The sequence below is a fragment of the Amycolatopsis sp. genome (assembly GCF_035276945.1).
Lineage (GTDB): Bacteria > Actinomycetota > Actinomycetes > Mycobacteriales > Pseudonocardiaceae > Amycolatopsis_E.
The window spans coordinates 114626-132439 of record NZ_DATELF010000051.1 but is presented as its reverse complement, the minus strand read 5'-3'; the positions used below and the strand labels follow the sequence as shown (position 1 = coordinate 132439).

The 17814-nt window shown below is 69.9% G+C and carries 19 protein-coding genes; 11 read left to right on the top strand and 8 right to left on the bottom strand.

The genetic code is table 11. From position 1 onward, the window contains the following. Window positions 1-23: 23 nt before the first annotated feature. From VJT49_RS08870 to VJT49_RS08845, 6 genes are read right to left on the bottom strand one after another with little or no spacing between them, the layout of a single operon-like run. Window positions 24-833, bottom strand: a complete 810-nt coding sequence (locus VJT49_RS08870) for an urease accessory protein UreD (RefSeq protein ID WP_324164238.1) — start codon at window positions 831-833, stop codon at window positions 24-26. Then, window positions 830-1522, bottom strand: a complete 693-nt coding sequence (gene ureG, locus VJT49_RS08865; RefSeq protein WP_324164237.1) for an urease accessory protein UreG — start codon at window positions 1520-1522, stop codon at window positions 830-832. The genes VJT49_RS08870 and ureG overlap by 4 nt, the downstream gene beginning before the upstream one ends. Next, window positions 1512-2198, bottom strand: coding sequence for an urease accessory protein UreF (locus VJT49_RS08860; protein WP_324164235.1), 687 nt, complete (start codon window positions 2196-2198; stop codon window positions 1512-1514). The genes ureG and VJT49_RS08860 overlap by 11 nt, the downstream gene beginning before the upstream one ends. Beyond that, a complete protein-coding gene (locus VJT49_RS08855; RefSeq protein ID WP_324164234.1) occupies window positions 2198-3907 on the bottom strand; it encodes an urease subunit alpha in 1710 nt (569 codons plus the stop codon). Before VJT49_RS08855 ends, VJT49_RS08860 begins: the two co-directional genes overlap by 1 nt. Next, window positions 3907-4251 (bottom strand): urease subunit beta, encoded by a 345-nt coding sequence (locus VJT49_RS08850; RefSeq protein WP_324164233.1) that lies wholly within the window; start codon window positions 4249-4251, stop codon window positions 3907-3909. Before VJT49_RS08850 ends, VJT49_RS08855 begins: the two co-directional genes overlap by 1 nt. Window positions 4252-4310: 59 nt before the next feature. Beyond that, a complete protein-coding gene (locus VJT49_RS08845; RefSeq protein WP_324164287.1) occupies window positions 4311-4613 on the bottom strand; it encodes an urease subunit gamma in 303 nt (100 codons plus the stop codon). Between the two features lie 243 nt (window positions 4614-4856). Here VJT49_RS08845 and VJT49_RS08840 point away from each other — a divergent pair, with 243 nt between their 5' ends. The 9 genes from VJT49_RS08840 to VJT49_RS08800 all read left to right on the top strand — a co-directional run bounded on the left by VJT49_RS08840 (window position 4857) and on the right by VJT49_RS08800 (window position 13638). Continuing rightward, window positions 4857-6008: a citrate synthase 2 gene (locus tag VJT49_RS08840; protein ID WP_324164232.1), complete on the top strand. Its 1152-nt coding sequence runs from the start codon at window positions 4857-4859 to the stop codon at window positions 6006-6008. A 131-nt stretch (window positions 6009-6139) separates the two neighbouring features. Beyond that, complete coding sequence (locus tag VJT49_RS08835) at window positions 6140-6979, top strand: ABC transporter ATP-binding protein (RefSeq protein WP_324164231.1); 840 nt, start codon at window positions 6140-6142, stop codon at window positions 6977-6979. Continuing rightward, complete coding sequence (locus tag VJT49_RS08830) at window positions 6976-7785, top strand: ABC transporter permease (protein WP_324164230.1); 810 nt, start codon at window positions 6976-6978, stop codon at window positions 7783-7785. Before VJT49_RS08835 ends, VJT49_RS08830 begins: the two co-directional genes overlap by 4 nt. Beyond that, window positions 7767-8936, top strand: coding sequence for a sensor histidine kinase (locus VJT49_RS08825; RefSeq protein WP_324164229.1), 1170 nt, complete (start codon window positions 7767-7769; stop codon window positions 8934-8936). Before VJT49_RS08830 ends, VJT49_RS08825 begins: the two co-directional genes overlap by 19 nt. Continuing rightward, window positions 8933-9550, top strand: coding sequence for a response regulator transcription factor (locus VJT49_RS08820; protein ID WP_324164227.1), 618 nt, complete (start codon window positions 8933-8935; stop codon window positions 9548-9550). The genes VJT49_RS08825 and VJT49_RS08820 overlap by 4 nt, the downstream gene beginning before the upstream one ends. A 44-nt stretch (window positions 9551-9594) precedes the next feature. Continuing rightward, window positions 9595-10938 carry a serine hydrolase domain-containing protein gene (locus tag VJT49_RS08815; protein WP_324164226.1) on the top strand — a complete coding sequence of 448 codons (1344 nt, stop codon included), beginning with the start codon at window positions 9595-9597 and terminating at the stop codon, window positions 10936-10938. A 52-nt stretch (window positions 10939-10990) separates the two neighbouring features. Beyond that, the gene (gene serC, locus VJT49_RS08810) at window positions 10991-12112 is read left to right on the top strand and encodes a phosphoserine transaminase (protein ID WP_324164225.1); all 1122 of its coding nucleotides are present in this window, start codon (window positions 10991-10993) and stop codon (window positions 12110-12112) included. A gap of 157 nt (window positions 12113-12269) precedes the next feature. Then, on the top strand, window positions 12270-13085 hold the full coding sequence (gene sepH, locus VJT49_RS08805; RefSeq protein ID WP_324164224.1) for a septation protein SepH: 816 nt from the start codon (window positions 12270-12272) through the stop codon (window positions 13083-13085). 193 nt (window positions 13086-13278) lie between these two features. Next, window positions 13279-13638: an MmcQ/YjbR family DNA-binding protein gene (locus VJT49_RS08800; protein WP_324164223.1), complete on the top strand. Its 360-nt coding sequence runs from the start codon at window positions 13279-13281 to the stop codon at window positions 13636-13638. 119 nt (window positions 13639-13757) lie between these two features. Here VJT49_RS08800 and VJT49_RS08795 read toward each other — a convergent pair whose 3' ends face one another. Both VJT49_RS08795 and VJT49_RS08790 read right to left on the bottom strand, forming a co-directional pair. Further along, window positions 13758-14378 (bottom strand): DUF2537 domain-containing protein, encoded by a 621-nt coding sequence (locus VJT49_RS08795; RefSeq protein ID WP_324164222.1) that lies wholly within the window; start codon window positions 14376-14378, stop codon window positions 13758-13760. A gap of 128 nt (window positions 14379-14506) precedes the next feature. Then, window positions 14507-15298 carry an RNA methyltransferase gene (locus VJT49_RS08790; protein WP_324164221.1) on the bottom strand — a complete coding sequence of 264 codons (792 nt, stop codon included), beginning with the start codon at window positions 15296-15298 and terminating at the stop codon, window positions 14507-14509. Window positions 15299-15484: 186 nt separating this feature from the next. On the opposite strand from VJT49_RS08790, the gene VJT49_RS08785 reads away from it, so the two are divergent. Both VJT49_RS08785 and VJT49_RS08780 read left to right on the top strand, forming a co-directional pair. Beyond that, the gene (locus VJT49_RS08785) at window positions 15485-16981 is read left to right on the top strand and encodes a glutamate--cysteine ligase (RefSeq protein WP_324164220.1); all 1497 of its coding nucleotides are present in this window, start codon (window positions 15485-15487) and stop codon (window positions 16979-16981) included. Window positions 16982-17110: 129 nt separating this feature from the next. Continuing rightward, window positions 17111-17731, top strand: a complete 621-nt coding sequence (locus VJT49_RS08780) for a superoxide dismutase (RefSeq protein ID WP_324164219.1) — start codon at window positions 17111-17113, stop codon at window positions 17729-17731. The last annotated feature ends 83 nt before the right edge of the window (window positions 17732-17814 follow it).

Here is a 17814-nt window from a genome sequence, read left to right as displayed (position 1 = left end):
TGATTGGTGGGTAACTGCCGACGTTAGGGCCTATCATCCGGTGGCGAAACCCGCCGAACGGTGAGACACGACACGCCCGTCGCGCGAGGGTCGCGTTCGCCGCGTGCGAGCAAGGACCAGCCGGGGTGCAGGTCACGGGCGTGGTCGAGATCCCGCTCGGCGACGATCGCGTCGGTCGCCAGCGACGTGATCAGGGAGCCCCCGGCGGCCAACGGGGTCAACGACCACCAGTCACCGGAAACCGGTTCCTTGCCGTCGTCGCCCCAGACCAGCAACTCGGTGGCCAGGACGCGGCGGCCCGCGAGGTGCGCGAGACTGCGGTCCACCGCGGGATCTCCGATCGACAACGTCTGGTGCAGCAGCGGCACGCCGGCCCGGACGATCCGTTGCGTGGTCCGCAGCCGCCCCGGACTTTCGCCCGAACGACCCAGCACGAGCACTTCGCGGGCGCGCAGCCGCGCGTCCGGGGCCAGCGACGCGACCAGCTCGGCGGTGTGCCGCGCACGCGCGGTGATCACGGTCGGCTCCGGCAGGTACTCCAGCGCACCCCCGGACCCGACCTCGATGTCCACAGTAGACACGCTGCCACCCGCGCGGGGACCCGGCAGCGCGAGGGTCGCCGCCACCCCGGCCAGCCGCAGCCGGGCGCCGGCGCCGACCCGGACGCTGAGCGTCAGCTCGTCCCCGCCCAGCGGCGCCGAGGCCGAGTTGACCAGGTGCACCGTGTTCGAACCACGTTTGGGGACAAGCGTGAGCGGCGACATCGAACGGAGCTCCCGCAGCACCGTCCGCCCGTCCCGGCACTCGGCGACGACAAGGGCCCGCGCCCTCACGGACAGAGCTGCTTCCGTACCCAGGCGGCGACCCCGGGCGCGTCCGGAGTGTCCACAAGGGACTGGGCGATGACCGGGAGGTCGCCGCGCATCCGGTGCGCGTCCGAGGTCATCACGCCGAGATCCGCGCCGACGAGGTGCGCGATGTCGACCTTGTTGATCACCAGCAGATCGGCGGTGGTGACGCCGGGACCACCTTTGCGCGGCACCTTGTCCCCGCCCGCCACGTCCACGACGAAGATCTGGCTGTCCGCGAGTCCCCGGCTGAACACCGCGGTGAGGTTGTCCCCGCCACTTTCGATGATCACCAGTTCCAGCCCGGGGAACCGCTCCTCCAGCCGCTCCACGGCGTCGAGGTTCGCGGTGATGTCGTCCCGGATCGCGGTGTGCGGGCACGCACCCGTCTGCACCGCCTCGATCCGGTCGACGTCCAGCACTCCCGCCCTGCGCAGGAAGTCGGCGTCCTCCGTGGTGTAGATGTCGTTGGTGACCACCGCGAGGTTCAGTTCACTGCCCAGCGCCCGGCACAGCGCGGCGACGAGCGCGGTCTTCCCGCTGCCGACGGGACCGCCGATGCCGATCCGGTACGCGCGGCCCTCGGCGGCCGAAGGCTGGTAACGATCCGGCTCGGACACGGTCGGGTCGAAGTTGACCGGGTGCACGTGACCGTGCCCGTGGTTAGCTGGCAAAGAGACGCACCTCTTCCTTGTGCTGGCGCAGATGCGCTTCGGCGAGCAGGTCCAGTGCGGGTGCTCCGGTGCCGGGCAGTTCCGCCGGATCCACGCCCGCGACCGCGGCCGCCGCGTCGGCGACCGCTTCGAGTTCCGGACCCAGTGCCGCCACCATCCCGTTCACCGTGAGCGGGTCGAAGCCGAGCAACCGCACGGCCGCGCTCGCCGGTCCGCTGATCGCCAGGTAGGCCACGGCCAGCGCGGCGTCGCGCGGCGTCCCCCCGGCCACCCCGGCGAGCGCGCCGGTGATCACGGGGTGGTGGGGTCGTGCCGTCACGGCGAGCAGGTCGGCGATCACCGGCGAACGCCACGCGACCCTGCCCGCCCGGGCGGTACCCCGACCCTGCGCGCGTGAGGCTTCCCGCTGCGCGAACGACGGCGTGCGCGCGTCCAGTTCGGCGTCGAGCCGTGACCAATATCCTTTGTGGACAGAGCGAGCCGCGGCGTGCGCGGACGCGGCGGCGAAGCAGGCAGCCGGCGACCCGGCCGTCCACAGGCGCCCGTGCAGGAACCCGGGAAGGTCCCGCTCCGCCGTGACGAGCTTGCGGGCGACGGCCTCCTCCAACCCGCCGGAATGGATGTGGGCACCGCCGGGGAAGCGGGAGTCGGCCAGCAGCAGCGAAACCACGTGCATCAGAACAGGAAGTACCGTTGCGCCATGGGCAGCTCACGCACCGGCTGTGGCTCGATCAGTTCCCCGTCCACGTGCACGGCAAAGCTGTCCGGATCCACCTGGACGTCGGGCAGCGCGTCGTTGAGCACCATGTCGGTCTTCGTGACCGACCGCGTGTCGGCGACCGCCGCCAGTTCCCGGCCCACCTTGAGCTTGTCCGCCAGGCCCGCCCTGATGGCGGCCTCCGTCACGAAGTGCAGGCTGGACGCCACGGCCACCGACGGCTGGGCGCCGAACATCGGCCGGGCCAGCACCGGCTGCGGGGTCGGGATCGAGGCGTTCGCGTCGCCCATCGCCGCCCACACGGGGAACCCGCCCTTCAGCACGACATGCGGCTTGACCCCGAAGAACTTCGGCTCCCACAACACCAGGTCGGCGAGCTTGCCGACCTCGACCGAGCCGATCTCGTCCGCCATGCCGTGCGAGATCGCCGGGTTGATGGTGTATTTGGCGACATAACGCCGTGCCCGCAGGTTGTCCGCCGGGCCGTCACCGGGCAGCGCCCCACGGCGGCGCTTCATCACGTGCGCGGTCTGCCAGGTCCGGATGATCACCTCGCCGATGCGGCCCATCGCCTGCGAATCCGAACTGATCATGGAAATCGCGCCGAGGTCGTGCAGCACGTCCTCGGCGGCGATCGTGGTCGGCCGGATCCGGCTTTCGGCGAACGCCAGGTCCTCCGGCACCGACGGATTGAGATGGTGACAGACGATGAGCATGTCGAGGTGCTCGTCGAGGGTGTTCGCGGTGTGCGGGCGGGTCGGGTTGGTGGACGAGGGCAGCACGTTGGGCAGCCCGACCACCTTGATGATGTCCGGCGCGTGCCCGCCACCGGCGCCCTCGGTGTGGTAGGCGTTGATCGACCGGCCGCCGATCGCATCCACTGTGGACTCGACGAAGCCGGCCTCGTTGAGGGTGTCGGTGTGGATGGCGACCTGTCCGCCGTACTCGCCGGCCACGGTCAGCGCCGCGTCGATGGCCGCGGGGGTCGAGCCCCAGTCCTCGTGCAGCTTCAGACCACCCGCGCCGGCCTCGAACTGCTCCCGCAACGCCTCGTGCCGGACCGTGTTTCCCTTGCCCAGCAACAGGACGTTGACCGGCATCGCGTCCATCGCGCGCAGCATGCGACCCAGGTTCCACGCGCCCGGCGTGACCGTGGTGGCCTTACTCCCCTCGGCCGGCCCGGTGCCCCCGCCGACCAGCGTGGTCAGTCCGGAGGCCAGCGCGGTATCCACAAGCTGTGGACAGATGAAGTGGACGTGGCAGTCGATGCCGCCCGCGGTGAGGATCTTCCCGTTGCCGGACAGCACCTCGGTGGCGGGACCGATCACCAGCGCGGGATCCACCCCGTCCATGGTGTCCGGGTTGCCGGCCTTGCCGATGCCGACGATCCGGCCCTCCCGGACGCCGACGTCGGCCTTGACCACCCCCCAGTGGTCCAGGACGACGGCCCCGGTGAGCACCAGATCCGGCGCGCCTTCGGCACGGGTGGCCATGCCCTGGCCCATCGACTCACGGATCACCTTGCCGCCGCCGAAGATCACCTCGTCGCCGGCGCCCACGCCCATGCTGCGGTCCTCGGTGACCTCGATGAGCAGGTCGGTGTCGGCGAGCCGGATCCGGTCGCCGACCGTCGGCCCGAAAAGCTCGACATAACGCTCACGGTCCACTAGGACTCCGTTCCTGCCCGGGGCCCCGAGACCCCCGCTGGGGGCATGCCTCCAGGCCCCCTTCGCAGACCTGGGACGGCCCGACGACCGGCCAGCGGTACCAGTTCGACCTCCCGTTCGACCCCTGGCTCGAAGCGCACCGACGTCCCCGCGGGGATGTCCAGCCGGTGCCCGCGGGCCGCTTCCCGGTCGAACTCGAGCGCCGGGTTGGCCTGCGGAAAGTGATAGTGCGAGCCGACCTGCACCGGCCGGTCACCGGTGTTGACCACGCGCAGCCGCACCCGTGGCCTGCCGGGGTTCAACTCGACGGGCTCGTCGGCGGGGATGATCTCTCCAGGACGCATGCATGCCTCCTACCTGTCGGCGACCTTGCGCTCGAACACGACCTTGCGGTGCCCCAGCCTCACACGATCGGGTCGTGCACCGTGACGAGCTTCGTGCCGTCCGGGAAGGTGGCCTCGACCTGCACCGAGTCGACCATCTCCGGCACCCCGTCGAGCACCTGCTCGCGCGAGAGCACGCCGCGCCCGCCGGCCACCAGGTCCGAAACGGACTTCCCGTCCCGGGCGCCCTCCAGCACGTGGTCGGTGACGAGTGCCACGGCCTCCGGATAGTTGAGCCGCACCCCGCGCTCCAGCCGCCGCCGGGCAACGTCGGCGGCGACGTGAATGAGCAGCTTGTCGACTTCCTGGGGGCTCAGGTGCATGCCGTAGGTCATATCACCACGCGTGCCCATCCACGCGACGGCGCAACACAGGATTTACACGTTTGGGCCGCTCCACGACTGGATCGTTCTCGTAATCGTGACCGAAACCACCGCATCTTTCGCTTGTTGCCCGCCCGTAAGAGGGGCACTCTTTGGGCTATCAGTGCGACGGTGCGCGTCCCGCGTGTCACTCGCACGTAACACGGGCAAATACCGGGGAACGCGCATCGAAAGGTCTCCAAAGTGACTACCTCAGCGCCTGTTGCGAACACCCAACCGACCACGCAGGACGACGGTTTCCGGCCGGGTCTGGAGGGTGTGGTCGCGTTCCGTACCGAAATCGCCGAGCCGGACCGGGCCGGGGGCGCCCTGCGTTACCGGGGCGTCGACATCGAGGACCTGGCGGGGAAGGTCAGCTTCGGCGACGTATGGGGCCTGCTCGTGGACGGCCGGTTCGGCCACGGCCTGCCGCCCGCCGAGCCGTTCCCGCTGCCGGTGCACACCGGTGACGTCCGGGTGGACGTCCAGGCGGCGCTGGCCATGCTCGCGCCGATCTGGGGCTACCGGCCGGTCCTGGACATCACCGACGCCGAAGCACGCGAGCAGCTCGCCCGCGCGTCCGTGATGGCACTGTCCTACGTGGCCCAGTCCGCCCGCGGCATCGGCATCCCGGCGGTGCCGCAGGCCCGCATCGACGAGGCGACCACGATCACCGAGCGCTTCATGGTCCGCTGGCGCGGCGAGCCGGACCCGGCGCACGTCAAGGCCGTGGACGCGTACTGGGTCTCGGCCGCTGAACACGGCCTCAACGCCTCCACCTTCACCGCCCGTGTCATCGCCTCGACCGGCGCCGACGTGGCCGCCGCGCTCTCCGGCGCGATCGGCGCGATGTCCGGTCCGCTGCACGGCGGCGCCCCGGCCCGCGTGCTCCCGATGATCGAGGAGGTCGAGCGCACCGGTGACGCGGCGAAGCTGGTCAAGGGCATCCTCGACCGTAAGGAACGCCTGATGGGCTTCGGGCACCGGGTGTACCGGGCCGAAGACCCGCGCGCCCGCGTGCTTCGCCGCACCTGCAAGGAACTCGGCGCGGAACGCTACGAGGTCGCCGCGGCGCTGGAGCAGGCCGCGCTGAACGAGCTGCGGGAACGCCGTCCGGACCACCCGATCGAAACCAACGTGGAGTTCTGGGCCGCGGTGATCCTGGACTTCGCGCAGGTTCCGCCGCACATGATGCCGGCGATGTTCAGCTCGGCCCGTACCGCCGGCTGGGCCGCGCACATCCTCGAGCAGAAGCGGACCGGCCGGCTGGTGCGGCCGTCGGCGAAGTACGTCGGACCGGGCCCGCGCAAGCCCGAAGAGGTCGAGGGCTGGGACGAGGTCCGCCCTGGCTTCTAGTGTCCACCGTTCGACGGACACGACGATTCAGTGCAGTGGACGTCCCCGATGACGGGGCGTCCACTGCACTATTTCGGCATGAAACCCCTTGCGTCGAGTCGCGGTGATCAAGGCGACCACAAGGAGCAGGCGTGAAAACCCCGGCGGTCAGAGTTCGCGGCCTGCGCAAGGAATATCCCGGCCAGGTCGCGGTCCACGAGGTGGATCTCGAAATCCAGTCCGGTGAGGTGTTCGCCCTGCTCGGCCCGAACGGCGCGGGCAAGACGACCACGGTGGAAATCCTGGAGGGCCAGCGGAAGCGGACGGCGGGCCACGCCGAGGTGCTCGGCGAGGACCCGGGCACGGCGGGACGCGCCTGGCGCGCCCGGATCGGCGTCGTGCTGCAGACCGTCAATGACGCGGCCCAGTTGACCGTCGCGGAAAGCGTGCGGCATTTCGCCCGCGCCTACCCGAACCCGCGCGACCCGGACGAAGTCGTCGAGCAGGTTGGGCTCGCCGAGAAGGCCGGTGCCCGCATCCGGTCACTGTCCGGCGGTCAGCGCAGGCGGCTCGACGTCGCGCTCGGCATCATCGGCCGGCCTGAGCTGCTGTTCCTCGACGAGCCGACCACCGGTTTCGACCCCGAGGCCCGCCGCCAGTTCTGGCAGCTGGTCTCCGGTCTCGCCCGCGAGGGCACCACGATCCTGCTCACCACGCACTACCTCGACGAGGCCGAGGCGCTCGCCGACCGGGTCGCGGTGCTCGCGCGGGGCCGGATCGTCGCCGAAGGCACCCCGGCCGACCTCGGTGACCGCACCCGCGGGGAGGCGATGGTCCGCTGGCGCGACGATGACGGCCTGCACGAGGAACGCACACAGTTCCCCACGAAATTCATCACGCAACTGGCCGAGGGTCGAGAACTCGCCGAGCTGACCGTGACCCGCCCGAGCCTCGAAGACGTCTACCTGAGCCTGATCGGAGGGCAGGAATGACCGCCGCCGCCCTGCCCGGCACGCTCACCCTCGGCCTGGCTCAGGGCGGGGTGGAGCTCCGGAAGTTCTTCCGGCAACGGGAGGCCGTCGCCTTCACCTTCGCCCTGCCCGCCCTCCTGCTGGCGTTGCTCGGCTCGATCTTCGGTCACAGCTTCGCCGACACCGGCGTGACCGCGGCCCAGGTGTTCGCCGCGAGCATGGTCGGGTCGGGCATCGTGTCCACGTCGTTCGTCAGCATGGGCACGGCGATCGTGTTCGACCGTGAGGACGGCACGCTGAAACGGCTGCGCGGCACGCCGATCCCGGCCGGTGCCTACTTCCTCGGCAAGATCGTCCTGGTCGTGGTCTCCAGCCTGGCGGAGGTGGCGCTGCTGCTGGTCGTCGGCACCCTGCTGCTCGGTCTGCACCTGCCCACGTCGCCGGAGAAGTGGCTGACCTTCGCCTGGGTGTTCGTGCTGGCGACCACCAGTTGCGCGCTGCTCGGCATCGCGGCCAGCTCGGCGGCGCGCTCGCCGAACGGCGCCACAGCCGTCATGAACCTGCTCTACGTGGGTTTCCAGTTCATCTCGGGCGTGTTCGTCACCCCCATCACGGCACTACCCGCCACTATGGTCTACGTGGCGTCCTTCTTCCCGCTCAAGTGGATCTGCCAGGGCTTCCGCTCGGTGTTCCTGCCGGATTCGATGGCGGCATACGAGATGGCGGGCACATGGGAACTGGGGAAGGTCTCGCTCGTGCTGGGCGCGTGGGTCGTGGCGGGACTCGTGTTGTCCCGGTCGACGTTCCGGTGGACGGACAACCGGTAGCCGAACCGGACGCGTGGCAGCACTGGTTCTGGCTCTGGCACCTGTTCTTCGCCCTCGACTACGCCTTCACCGTCTGGCTGATCCTGACCAGGGACGAGGGGCTGCCGGCCGAGCGGCTGGTCAGTGTGGGGACGCTGACCGCCATCGCCGTCATCTACGCCTTCTTCATGCGCGCGGCGTTGGAAGGCCGTCATGAGGTGGCCTTCTCGGTGGCGGTGCTGGTGCTGCTGGGGGTGGCGATCCTGGCCGACTCCGTGGCGGGGTTCGCGCTGTTCGCCGGATGCCCCATCCTGTCCATGGCCGCTCCGACGTCGGTGCGCCGGCTCCTGGCGGCGCTGGCGGTCCTGCTGCCGCCGGTGGCAGTGCTTCTGCGATCCGGCATCGGCGACCCGTCCTTGCGCATCCTGCTGCCGATGACCGCGATCCTGGTCCTGTTCAGTATCTGCGTCGGCACCTGGTTCGGGCGCGTGCTGCGGCAGAGCCAGGAACGCGCCGAGTTGATCGGACAGCTGGAGGCCAGCCGGGCGCAGGTCGCCAAGCTCTCGCGCGAGGCGGGCATCTCCGCCGAACGCGAGCGGCTGGCCCGCGAGATCCACGACACCCTGGCCCAGGGCTTCACCAGCATCGTCGCCCTGCTGCAGGCTGTCGAGTCCGAATTGGACAGTGATCCGGCCGCCGCGCGCAGGCACTTCGATCTGGCCGCCCGCACGGCCAGGGAGAACCTGGCGGAGGCGAGGGCGATGGTCGCCACGCTCACGCCGTCCGCGCTGGCCACCGGAACCCTGGAGGAAGCGGTGCGCAGGCAGGCCGCACAACTGTCCGAGGAAACCGGGATAACGGTCACCTGCCGGATTCCCGAACCCCTGCCCGCCCTGCCGACCGTGACCGAGGTGGTCCTGCTCCGCGCGACCCAGGAAGCGCTGTCCAACATCCGCAAGCACGCGAAGGCCGGGCACGTTTCGCTGGACCTGTCCGCCCGGAATTCGTCGGTGCGCCTGGTGATCGCCGACGACGGTGGCGGGTTCGACCCGGCCCGCCCGGCACCGGGCTTCGGCCTTGATGGCATGCGGAAGCGGGCAAGGCAGGTGGGCGGCGCGATGAGTGTCCGAACCGGACCAGGGACGACGGTGACCGTTCAGGTGCCGGTGTGATCGCCGTGCTGCTGGTGGACGACCATCCGGTGGTCCGCGAGGGACTGCGCGGGATGCTCGAAACCGAGCCGGATTTGACCGTCGTCGGCGAGGCGTCCTCCGGCGACGAGGCGGTCGCGCAGAACCGGGCCAAGCGGCCGGACGTGATCCTGATGGACCTGAGGATGCCTGGGCTGGACGGAGTCGGGGCGACGCGGAAGATCCTCGCCGAGACGCCGGAGCGCCGGGTGGTCGTGCTGACCACATACGAAACCGACGCCGACATCCTGCGCGCGGTGGAGGCGGGCGCGGCCGGTTATCTCCTCAAGGACGCCACGCGCGCCGAACTGTCCGGTGCGATCAGGGCGGCCGCGCGGGGCGAGACCGTGCTGGCGCCGTCGGTGGCGGGCAAGCTGGTCCGGCGGGTGCGCAACCCCGCTCCCCAGGCCCTGTCGGCGCGGGAGACCGAGGTGCTCCGGCTGGTCGCACAGGGGCACACGAACGCCGACATCGGCCGCGCCCTGCACATCAGCGAAGCGACCGTGAAGACCCACCTGCTGCGGATGTTCGCCAAGCTCGACGTGTCCGACCGCACGGCCGCGGTGACCACCGCCATGTCCCTCGGGTTGCTCTGACCATCGGACGCGCGTGTCTCCCTGACCACTGACAAGATGTCCGCATGTTGGCAAGCACCGACACCTCCTTGCTCAGCCGGCTCGCCACGGAACAGTCGGCCAAACGCGTGCCTTCACTCGTCGCCGCCGTGGTACGGGACGGCGAGCTGGCCTGGTCGGGCGCGCGGGGCCGAATCGACGGTGAACTCCCGGACAACGACACCCAGTACCGCCTCGGCTCGATCACCAAGTCGCTGGTCGCCACGCTCGTCATGCGGCTGCGAGACGAGGGCAGGCTCGACCTCAACGAGCCGCTCGACAAGCACCTGCCCGGCACCGCCTTCGGCTCGTCGACCATCGCGCAACTGCTCTCGCACACCGGTGGCCTGACCGCCGAGTCGCCCGGATCCTGGTGGGAACGCAGCCCCGGCGGCGACTGGCCCGCATTCGAGGCGAGCCTCACCCCGGAAACGATCAAAAACCGGCCCGGCAGCCGGTTCCACTACTCGAATGTCGGTTACGGCGTACTCGGCGAACTGGTCGCCCGCCAGCGCGGCATGCGCTGGCTCGACGCGCTGCGCGAGGAAATCCTCACCCCGCTGGGGATGACCCGGACCACCCCACACCCCGAAGGACGGCACGCACTCGGCTGGGCGGTCCACCCCTTCGCCGACGTGCTGCTTCCCGAACCCACCCCGGACGCCGGCGCGATGGCGCCCGCCGGGCAGCTGTGGTCCACCGTCAACGACCTCGCCCGCTGGACCGCCTTCGTCGGCGGCGACACCCGTGAGGTCCTGCACCCCGACACGGTCGCGGAGATGCGCGCGGTCGCGACGGTCGACGACGCCGACGCGTGGACCGCCGGCTACGGCCTCGGCTTCCAACTCCTCCGGCACAACGGCAAACGGCTCGCCGGGCACAGCGGGTCGATGCCGGGCTTCCTGGCCTGCACACTGGTCGACGAGAACACCGGCACCGGCGCGCTCGCGCTGGCCAACACCACGTCCGGGCCCGCGATCATGGCGCTGACCGTCGACCTGATCTCGATCGCCGACGAGCGAGAGCCGAGGCTGCCTGCCGAATGGCAGCCCGGTGAGGTGGACCTGGGCCTGCTGGAGCTGACCGGCCTGTGGCACTGGGGACCGACGCCCTATCACCTGCGCCTGATTCCCGGAGGCATGCTCGACCTGTCCCCGGTCGACAACGGCCGCGCCTCCCGGTTCCGCTCGCTCGGCAAGGACAAATGGCTCGGCCTCGACGGCTACTACGCGGGCGAGACCCTGCGGGTCGGGCGCACCGCCGACGGCACCCCGCACTACCTGGACCTGGCGACGTTCATCTTCACCCGCACCCCCTACGACCCGTCCGCCCCGATCCCCGGTGGAGTCGACGACACGGGCTGGCGGTGAAATCGCACAACCGGGGTGCGGAGGGGAAAACGAGCCTGCGACACTTGGGGCCATGACCGAGCTGACGATCCCCGCTGAACTCAAGCCATCGGACGGCCGCTTCGGCTGCGGACCCTCCAAGGTCCGGGCGCGGCAGCTCGCCAACCTGGCCTCCGAGGGAGCCGCCTACCTGGGCACCTCCCACCGGCAGAAGCCGGTGAAGTCCCTGGTCGGGCGGGTGCGCGCGGGACTGACCGAGCTGTTCGGGCTGCCCGAGGGCTACGAGGTCGTGCTCGGCAACGGCGGCACCACCGCGTTCTGGGACGCCGCCGCCTTCGGTCTGGTGCGCGAGCGCGCCCAGCACTTCACCTACGGCGAGTTCTCCTCGAAGTTCGCCACGGTCACCAAGGGCGCGCCGTTCCTGGCCGACCCGGTCGTCGTCAAGGCCGAGCCGGGCAGCGCCCCGGAAATCGCCTACGAGCCCGGTGCGGACCTCGTCGGCTGGGCACACAACGAGACTTCCACCGGTGTCGCGGTGCCGGTCCGGCGGCCGGTGGGCAGCGAAGGCGCGCTGGTCGCGATCGACGCGACGTCGGGTGCCGGTGGGCTGCCGGTCAAGGCCGAGGACTTCGACGTCTACTACTTCGCGCCGCAGAAAAGCTTCGCCTCCGACGGTGGGCTGTGGCTGGCGCTGATGTCCCCCGCGGCCATCGAGCGGATCGGCGAGATCGGCGCGAGCGACCGCTGGGTCCCGGAGTTCCTGTCGCTGACCACGGCGCTCGACAACTCGCGCAAGGACCAGACGTACAACACCCCCGCCGTCGCCACGCTGTTCCTGCTGGTCGACCAGATCGAGTGGATGCTGGGCAACGGCGGCCTCGACTGGACGGTCGCGCGCACGAAGGACTCCTCCGACCGGCTCTACGAATGGGCCGAGGAGACCAGCTACACGGTGCCGTTCGTGAAGGATCCGGCGCTGCGCTCGCAGGTCGTCGGCACCATCGACTTCGTCGACGAGGTGGACGCTTCCGCGGTGGCGAAGATCTTGCGCGCCAACGGAATCGTCGACGTGGAGCCGTACCGGAAGCTCGGCCGCAACCAGTTGCGGGTCGGCATGTTCCCGGCCATCGAGCCGGGTGACGTGACGGCGCTGATCAGCTGCGTCGAATGGGTCGTGGAGCGGCTGGCCGGCTAGCGCCGCACCTGACGTCGCGGGCGGTGGTGGAGAGGGGCCGGCCTGAATGACCGCATCCGGCAATTTCTCGCACTTGGTATCGGCGCGCCTCCCACGTCAAGCCGACGCGCCGTTCTACCGTTGAGCATCCATACGGTGATGTCAGGAGGCGGCGAAAATGCGAGCGCTGAGGGTTGTCGGGCTGCACGAGGACGGTAAGTCCATCGTGTGCGAAGACCCGGCGCGCGGCGAACGTTTTCTGCTGCCTGCGGACGAAAGACTGCGGGCGGCCGCGAGGGGGGACGTAGCCCGGCTCGGTCAGATCGAAATCGAGACGGAGAGCCAGATGCGACCACGCGAGATTCAGGCCCGCATCCGCGCGGGGGAGTCGGTCGAGCAGGTGGCCGCGGCCGCCGGGATTCCCGCGCAGCGCGTCGAGCGGTTCGCCTACCCGGTGCTGCTCGAACGCTCCCGGACCGCGGACCTGGCGCAGCACGCGCACCCGGTGCGGGAGGACGGCCCGGACGTGCGGACGCTGAGCGAGGTGGTCGCGTATGCCTTCGGCGTGCGCGGCCAGGACTACACCCAGGCGGAATGGGACTCCTGGAAGGGCGAGGACGGCAAGTGGGTCGTCGTGCTGCGCTGGCGCACGGGCCGGTCCGACAACAGCGCGCACTGGTCGTTCTCGCCGGGCGCGCACGGTGGCACGGTCGCCACCCTCGACGAGCACGCCGAAGACCTGCTCGACCCGAACCGCGTCCCGCGGACCCTCCGCGCGGTCGAACCCGAGACGGTCGAGCAGCCCGCGCCACCGGCCGCGCCCGAACCGCCCCCGGCCGAGGAACCCGCCGCCGCGGCCACGCCGGCACCCGAGGAGCCCCCGGCCCCCGCTCCCAAGCCCGCCCCGAAACCGAAGCCGAAGGCCAAGAAGGCCCACCCGGCGGTCCCCGCCTGGGAAGACGTCCTCCTCGGCGTCCGCTCCCAACGCGGCTGACCCGCGAGTCCCACCCTCGCCACGCTCGAGTCCGGCTTTCGTGACACGCGAGTCCGGCTTTCGTGGCACGCGAGTCCAGGTTTGGTGATGGGCGAGTCCAGGTTTCGTGGCACGCGAGTCCAGGTTTCGGCGCGCAAGTCCCACATTGTCGCGTGCGAGTTCTGCATCCGCGGCCTACGCGCGATAATGCGTCATGGCCGACGAACCGCTCGAGTCACTGCGCCGGCTCTGCCTCGCGTTGCCGGAGGTGACCGAGCGACTCAGCCACGGCGAGCCCACCTGGCTCGTGCGGGGCAAGAAGACGTTCGTGATGTATGCCGATCACCATCACGACGACCGGCTGGCCTTCTGGTGTGCGGCACCGCCGGGCGCGCAGGAGGCGATGGTGGAAGAGGAGCCGGACCGCTTCTTTCGGCCGCCCTATGTCGGGCACCGCGGCTGGCTCGGTGTGCGGCTGGACGTCCCGACCGACTGGGCCGAGATCGGCGAGATCGTGACCGAGGCGTACCGGGTGGTGGCGCCAAAGACGCTGACCGCCCGGTTGCCGCGCTGACATCCGCGAGCGTGGAACTCGCCCAGCAGAAACGGGCAACTCACGCGACACGAAAGCCCAACTCGCACGTCACCAAGGCCCGACTCGCCCGGCGCGAAAGCCCGACTCGCGGGCGCGGGTCAGAAGGCGACGGCGAGGACGCCGAACCAGGAGAGGGCGATGCCGGCGGTCGCGCCGAGCGCGATCCAGCGGACGATCGGCAGCCGCCGGGCCAGCCACAGCGAGGGCGCCATGCCCCCGGTGACCACGAGGGCGGCCACCACCACCAGCCAGCCGCTGACCTCCGCGGCCAGCGCGACGGTGAGCGCGAGCATCGCGGTGATCACGACCGCCGCGACGAATCCGGCGACGACCAGGCCGGTGCCCCAGGGGGTCGGCTCGTCCCCAAACTCGGCGGTGCCGAACAGGCGGCGAGCCAGCGTGGGCTCCGGCTCCTGTCTTGGCGGCGGCGAAACCACGAGCGTCTCGTCGGTGACCGGGTCGACGTAGTACACCAGCGTGCCCATCGCGTCCGCCACCTGCACCGCGAGCTGCTGCCCCCGCCGCGACACGACCGCGGCGGCCTGCCCGGGCTCGCCGTTGTCCTGGGCGCGCCGCACCGCCGCCGCGACCCTGGCCCACTCGTGCAGCGCGTCGGACAGTTCCACGCCGATCGCCAGGCTGTGCGGATCGATCTCGCGCGCGTGCGCGGTACCGCGTCCCTTGAGCACGGCGCGCTCCCCGCGGACCCGCAACTCCACGCATGCCTCCCCGACAGTCGTCCGGAACACGGGTGCCGCCCCGGACCCATGGCTACGCCGGGCGCCCCCGCCTCACAGCTGTGTGAAACGTCACGTTTGAAACTCGCCCCGACGAGATCGTTGCCAATTTACCGCCCCGCGAGTTCGTAGAACGTGATGGCGGCCGCCGTGGCGATGTTGAGCGAATCGACCCCCGCCGACATCGGGATCCGCACGGCCAGATCCGCGGCGGCCAGTGCGGCGGGCGTCAGGCCGGGCCCTTCCGAGCCCAGGAGCACCGCCACCTTGCCTGGTCCGACCGAACGCAGCGGCGCCGCGCCCGCGCGCGGGGTCAGCGCCGCGATCCGGAAACCGTGTTCCCGCAGCAGATCGAGGCCGTCCGGCCACGGCTGGAGTAACGTGAACGGCACCCGCAGCACGTTGCCCATCGAAACGCGAACACTGCGCCGGTACAACGGATCGGCGCAGCCCGCCCCGAGCAGAACGCCGCCGACCCCGAGTGCCGCCGCGTTGCGGAACAGGGCACCCAGATTCTCGTGGTCTCCCACACCTTCCAGCACCGCCACCACCCGCGAGCGCGCCAGGATCTCCTCGGCGGAGGGCTGCGGCGCCCGGTCGGCAACCGCAAGCACACCGCGGTTCAGGTGAAATCCGACCACTTCGGCCATTACCTCCGCCGAGGTGACATAGGCGGGCACCGCGGGCAGATCGGGCGCCAGCTCCTGGATCCGGCGCTCCACTCCGAGCACCGCGCGCACCGGATACGCCGATTCCACGAGCCGCCGTACCACCACCGTGCCCTCCGCGATCACGAGGCCGCGACCACCGGGACGGTCGGGCCTACGGTCCGCAGTGGACAGATCACGGAAGTCGTCGAGGCGAGTGTCGCCGGGGCCATCCGGGTAGATCAGACGCACCATGAAAGGGAGTGTGGACTCGAGGTCTTCCGGCCGTTCGTCCTGGGTACCCCTAAGACGAAAGGAGCATCGATCACAGTAAGTCAGCCCAACGTAGCGGACAGCACCAGTTTGGCCGATGTAGGCGGCAGGTCCGTTGTGCGAATGTTTGTCGGCCGGGCCACACCGGATAAACAGACGGGGATATAAATGGGTAAGGACCTTTCGGCGGACAGTTTCGACCACCGGGACCGCGCGAGATATCGCCGGAAGGTACAACGCTGCCTGGACACCCTGGGTCGAATGCTGTCCGACGGCGGCTTTTCCTTTCCGGGCCGGCACGTGGGGCTCGAGGTGGAGCTGAATCTCGTCGACGCGAAGATGCGACCGGCCATGTCGAACGCGATGGTGCTCCAGGCACTGGACAGCCCGTCGTTCACCACCGAACTGTCCCAGCACAACCTGGAACTCAACGTCCCGCCGCGACCGCTGGCCGGCACCTGCCTGGTGGAGTTGGAGCGCGACGTGTGCCGATACCTGTCCCACGCCCAGGAAACGGCACTCGACTGCGACGTCCGGCTGGCGATGATCGGCATCCTGCCGACGCTGGCGCTGGACGACTTCGACCAGAAGTGGATCACGCACAGCACCCGCTACACCTTGCTCAACGACCAGATCCTGGCCGCGCGCGGCGAGCACACGATCCTCTCCCTCGACGGTGCCGGACTGGCGGAGCGCGGGCCGGAACGGCTGCGTGCCCAGACCGAATCGATCCTGCCCGAAGCCGCGTGCACCTCACTCCAACTGCACCTGCAGGTGACGCCGGAGGAGTTCGCGGCGCACTGGAACGCCGCGCAGTGCCTGGCCGGGGTGCAGGTGGCGCTCGCCGCGAACTCACCGTTCCTGCTGGGCAGGGCGCTTTGGCACGAGACCAGGATCCCGCTGTTCCTGCAGGCCACCGACACCCGGCCGGAGGAACTGAAGAACCAGGGCGTTCGCCCGCGGGTCTGGTTCGGCGAACGCTGGATCACCTCGATCTTCGACCTGTTCGAGGAGAACGTCCGGTACTTCCCCGGCCTGCTTCCGGAGACCGACGCCGAGGACCCGGTGGAGGCACTGGAGTCCGGCCAGGCGCCGAAGCTGACCGAGTTGCGCCTGCACAACAGCACGGTGTGGCGCTGGAACCGGCCGGTCTACGACGTGGTGGACGGGGTGCCGCACCTGCGCGTGGAGAACAGGGTGCTGCCCGCCGGGCCGACGGTGGTGGACATGCTGGCCAACGCCGCGTTCTTCTACGGTGCACAGCGGGCACTGGCCGAAACAGAACGTCCAATTTGGACACAAATGTCCTTCCATGCCGCGGAGGAGAACCTGTACGCGGGCGCACGTAACGGCTTCGACGCGCAGCTCTACTGGCCACAGATCGGCTGGACGTCGCCGGACGAACTGGTGTTGCGTGTGCTGCTGCCGCTCGCCCGTGAGGGCCTGCGCGACTCGCAGGTCGCCGAGGAGGCCATCGACCGGTATCTGGGCTTGATCGAGCAGCGCTGCCTGACCAGACGTAACGGCTCACGCTGGCAGCGGGAGGCGGTGGCGTGCGCCGAGCGCCGAGGCGCCGACCGCGAGTCCGCGCTGGCCAGGATGCTTGCCCGCTACCTCGAACTCGCCCGCGGCGAACAGCCCGTGCACACCTGGCCGAGCGAGTGAGTAAGCTCACCTTACTTGACCTCTATCAATGTCGAGCTTACATGCTGAGACGGCGGCTCCCCGGTTAGCAGACCGGTCAACTTGCCACTAGTTTGGAACCGCACAGACGTCGAAAAGAAGGAGACCTTGATGGCTCGCTACGAGCTCCCCGATCTCGACTACGACTACGGCGCACTCGCCCCCCACATCTCCGGTCAGATCAACGAGCTGCACCACACCAAGCACCACGCGACCTATGTCAAGGGCGCCAACGACACCCTGGACAAACTCGCCGAGGCGCGGGACAAGGGCGACTTCGGTTCGATCGTCGGCCTGGAGACCACGCTGGCCTTCAACCTGGCCGGGCACGCCAACCACATCGTCTGGTGGAAGATCCTGTCCCCCGAGGGCGGCGACAAGCCCACCGGCGAGCTGGGCTCGGCGATCGACGACGCGTTCGGCTCCTGGGACAAGTTCCAGGCCCAGTTCACCGCGGTCGCCACCACCATCCAGGGCAACGGCTGGGCCGCGCTGTCCTGGGACCCGGTCGGCAAGACGCTGATCACCCAGCAGCTGCGCGACCACCACAACAACCTCATCCTGCCGACGGTGCCGATCCTGCTCGTCGACGTCTGGGAGCACGCGTTCTACCTGGACTACAAGAACGTCAAGGCGGACTACGTCAAGGCTCTCTGGAACGTCTACAACTGGGCCGAGGTCAGCAAGCGCTTCGACAACGCGGTTGCCGGGGGCAACGGCCTGCTGCTCTGAGCGGCCGCACGGCAAGGGGTCCTTCCACCGTGGAAGGGCCCCTTTTTTCAGCGGGATCCCGGCGCTCTCGGCACCGGGATCCC

What these genes read in the sequence shown, in the direction of transcription:
- VJT49_RS08780 (WP_324164219.1), top strand. Translation starts at nt 17,111, where the DNA reads ATGGCTCGCTACGAGCTCCCCGATCTCGACTACGACTACGGCGCACTC.
- VJT49_RS08860 (WP_324164235.1), bottom strand. Translation starts at nt 2,198, where the DNA reads ATGCACGTGGTTTCGCTGCTGCTGGCCGACTCCCGCTTCCCCGGCGGT.
- VJT49_RS08790 (WP_324164221.1), bottom strand. Translation starts at nt 15,298, where the DNA reads ATGGTGCGTCTGATCTACCCGGATGGCCCCGGCGACACTCGCCTCGAC.
- sepH (WP_324164224.1), top strand. Translation starts at nt 12,270, where the DNA reads ATGCGAGCGCTGAGGGTTGTCGGGCTGCACGAGGACGGTAAGTCCATC.
- serC (WP_324164225.1), top strand. Translation starts at nt 10,991, where the DNA reads ATGACCGAGCTGACGATCCCCGCTGAACTCAAGCCATCGGACGGCCGC.
- VJT49_RS08830 (WP_324164230.1), top strand. Translation starts at nt 6,976, where the DNA reads ATGACCGCCGCCGCCCTGCCCGGCACGCTCACCCTCGGCCTGGCTCAG.
- VJT49_RS08815 (WP_324164226.1), top strand. Translation starts at nt 9,595, where the DNA reads ATGTTGGCAAGCACCGACACCTCCTTGCTCAGCCGGCTCGCCACGGAA.
- VJT49_RS08845 (WP_324164287.1), bottom strand. Translation starts at nt 4,613, where the DNA reads ATGCACCTGAGCCCCCAGGAAGTCGACAAGCTGCTCATTCACGTCGCC.
- VJT49_RS08800 (WP_324164223.1), top strand. Translation starts at nt 13,279, where the DNA reads ATGGCCGACGAACCGCTCGAGTCACTGCGCCGGCTCTGCCTCGCGTTG.
- VJT49_RS08850 (WP_324164233.1), bottom strand. Translation starts at nt 4,251, where the DNA reads ATGCGTCCTGGAGAGATCATCCCCGCCGACGAGCCCGTCGAGTTGAAC.
- VJT49_RS08785 (WP_324164220.1), top strand. Translation starts at nt 15,485, where the DNA reads ATGGGTAAGGACCTTTCGGCGGACAGTTTCGACCACCGGGACCGCGCG.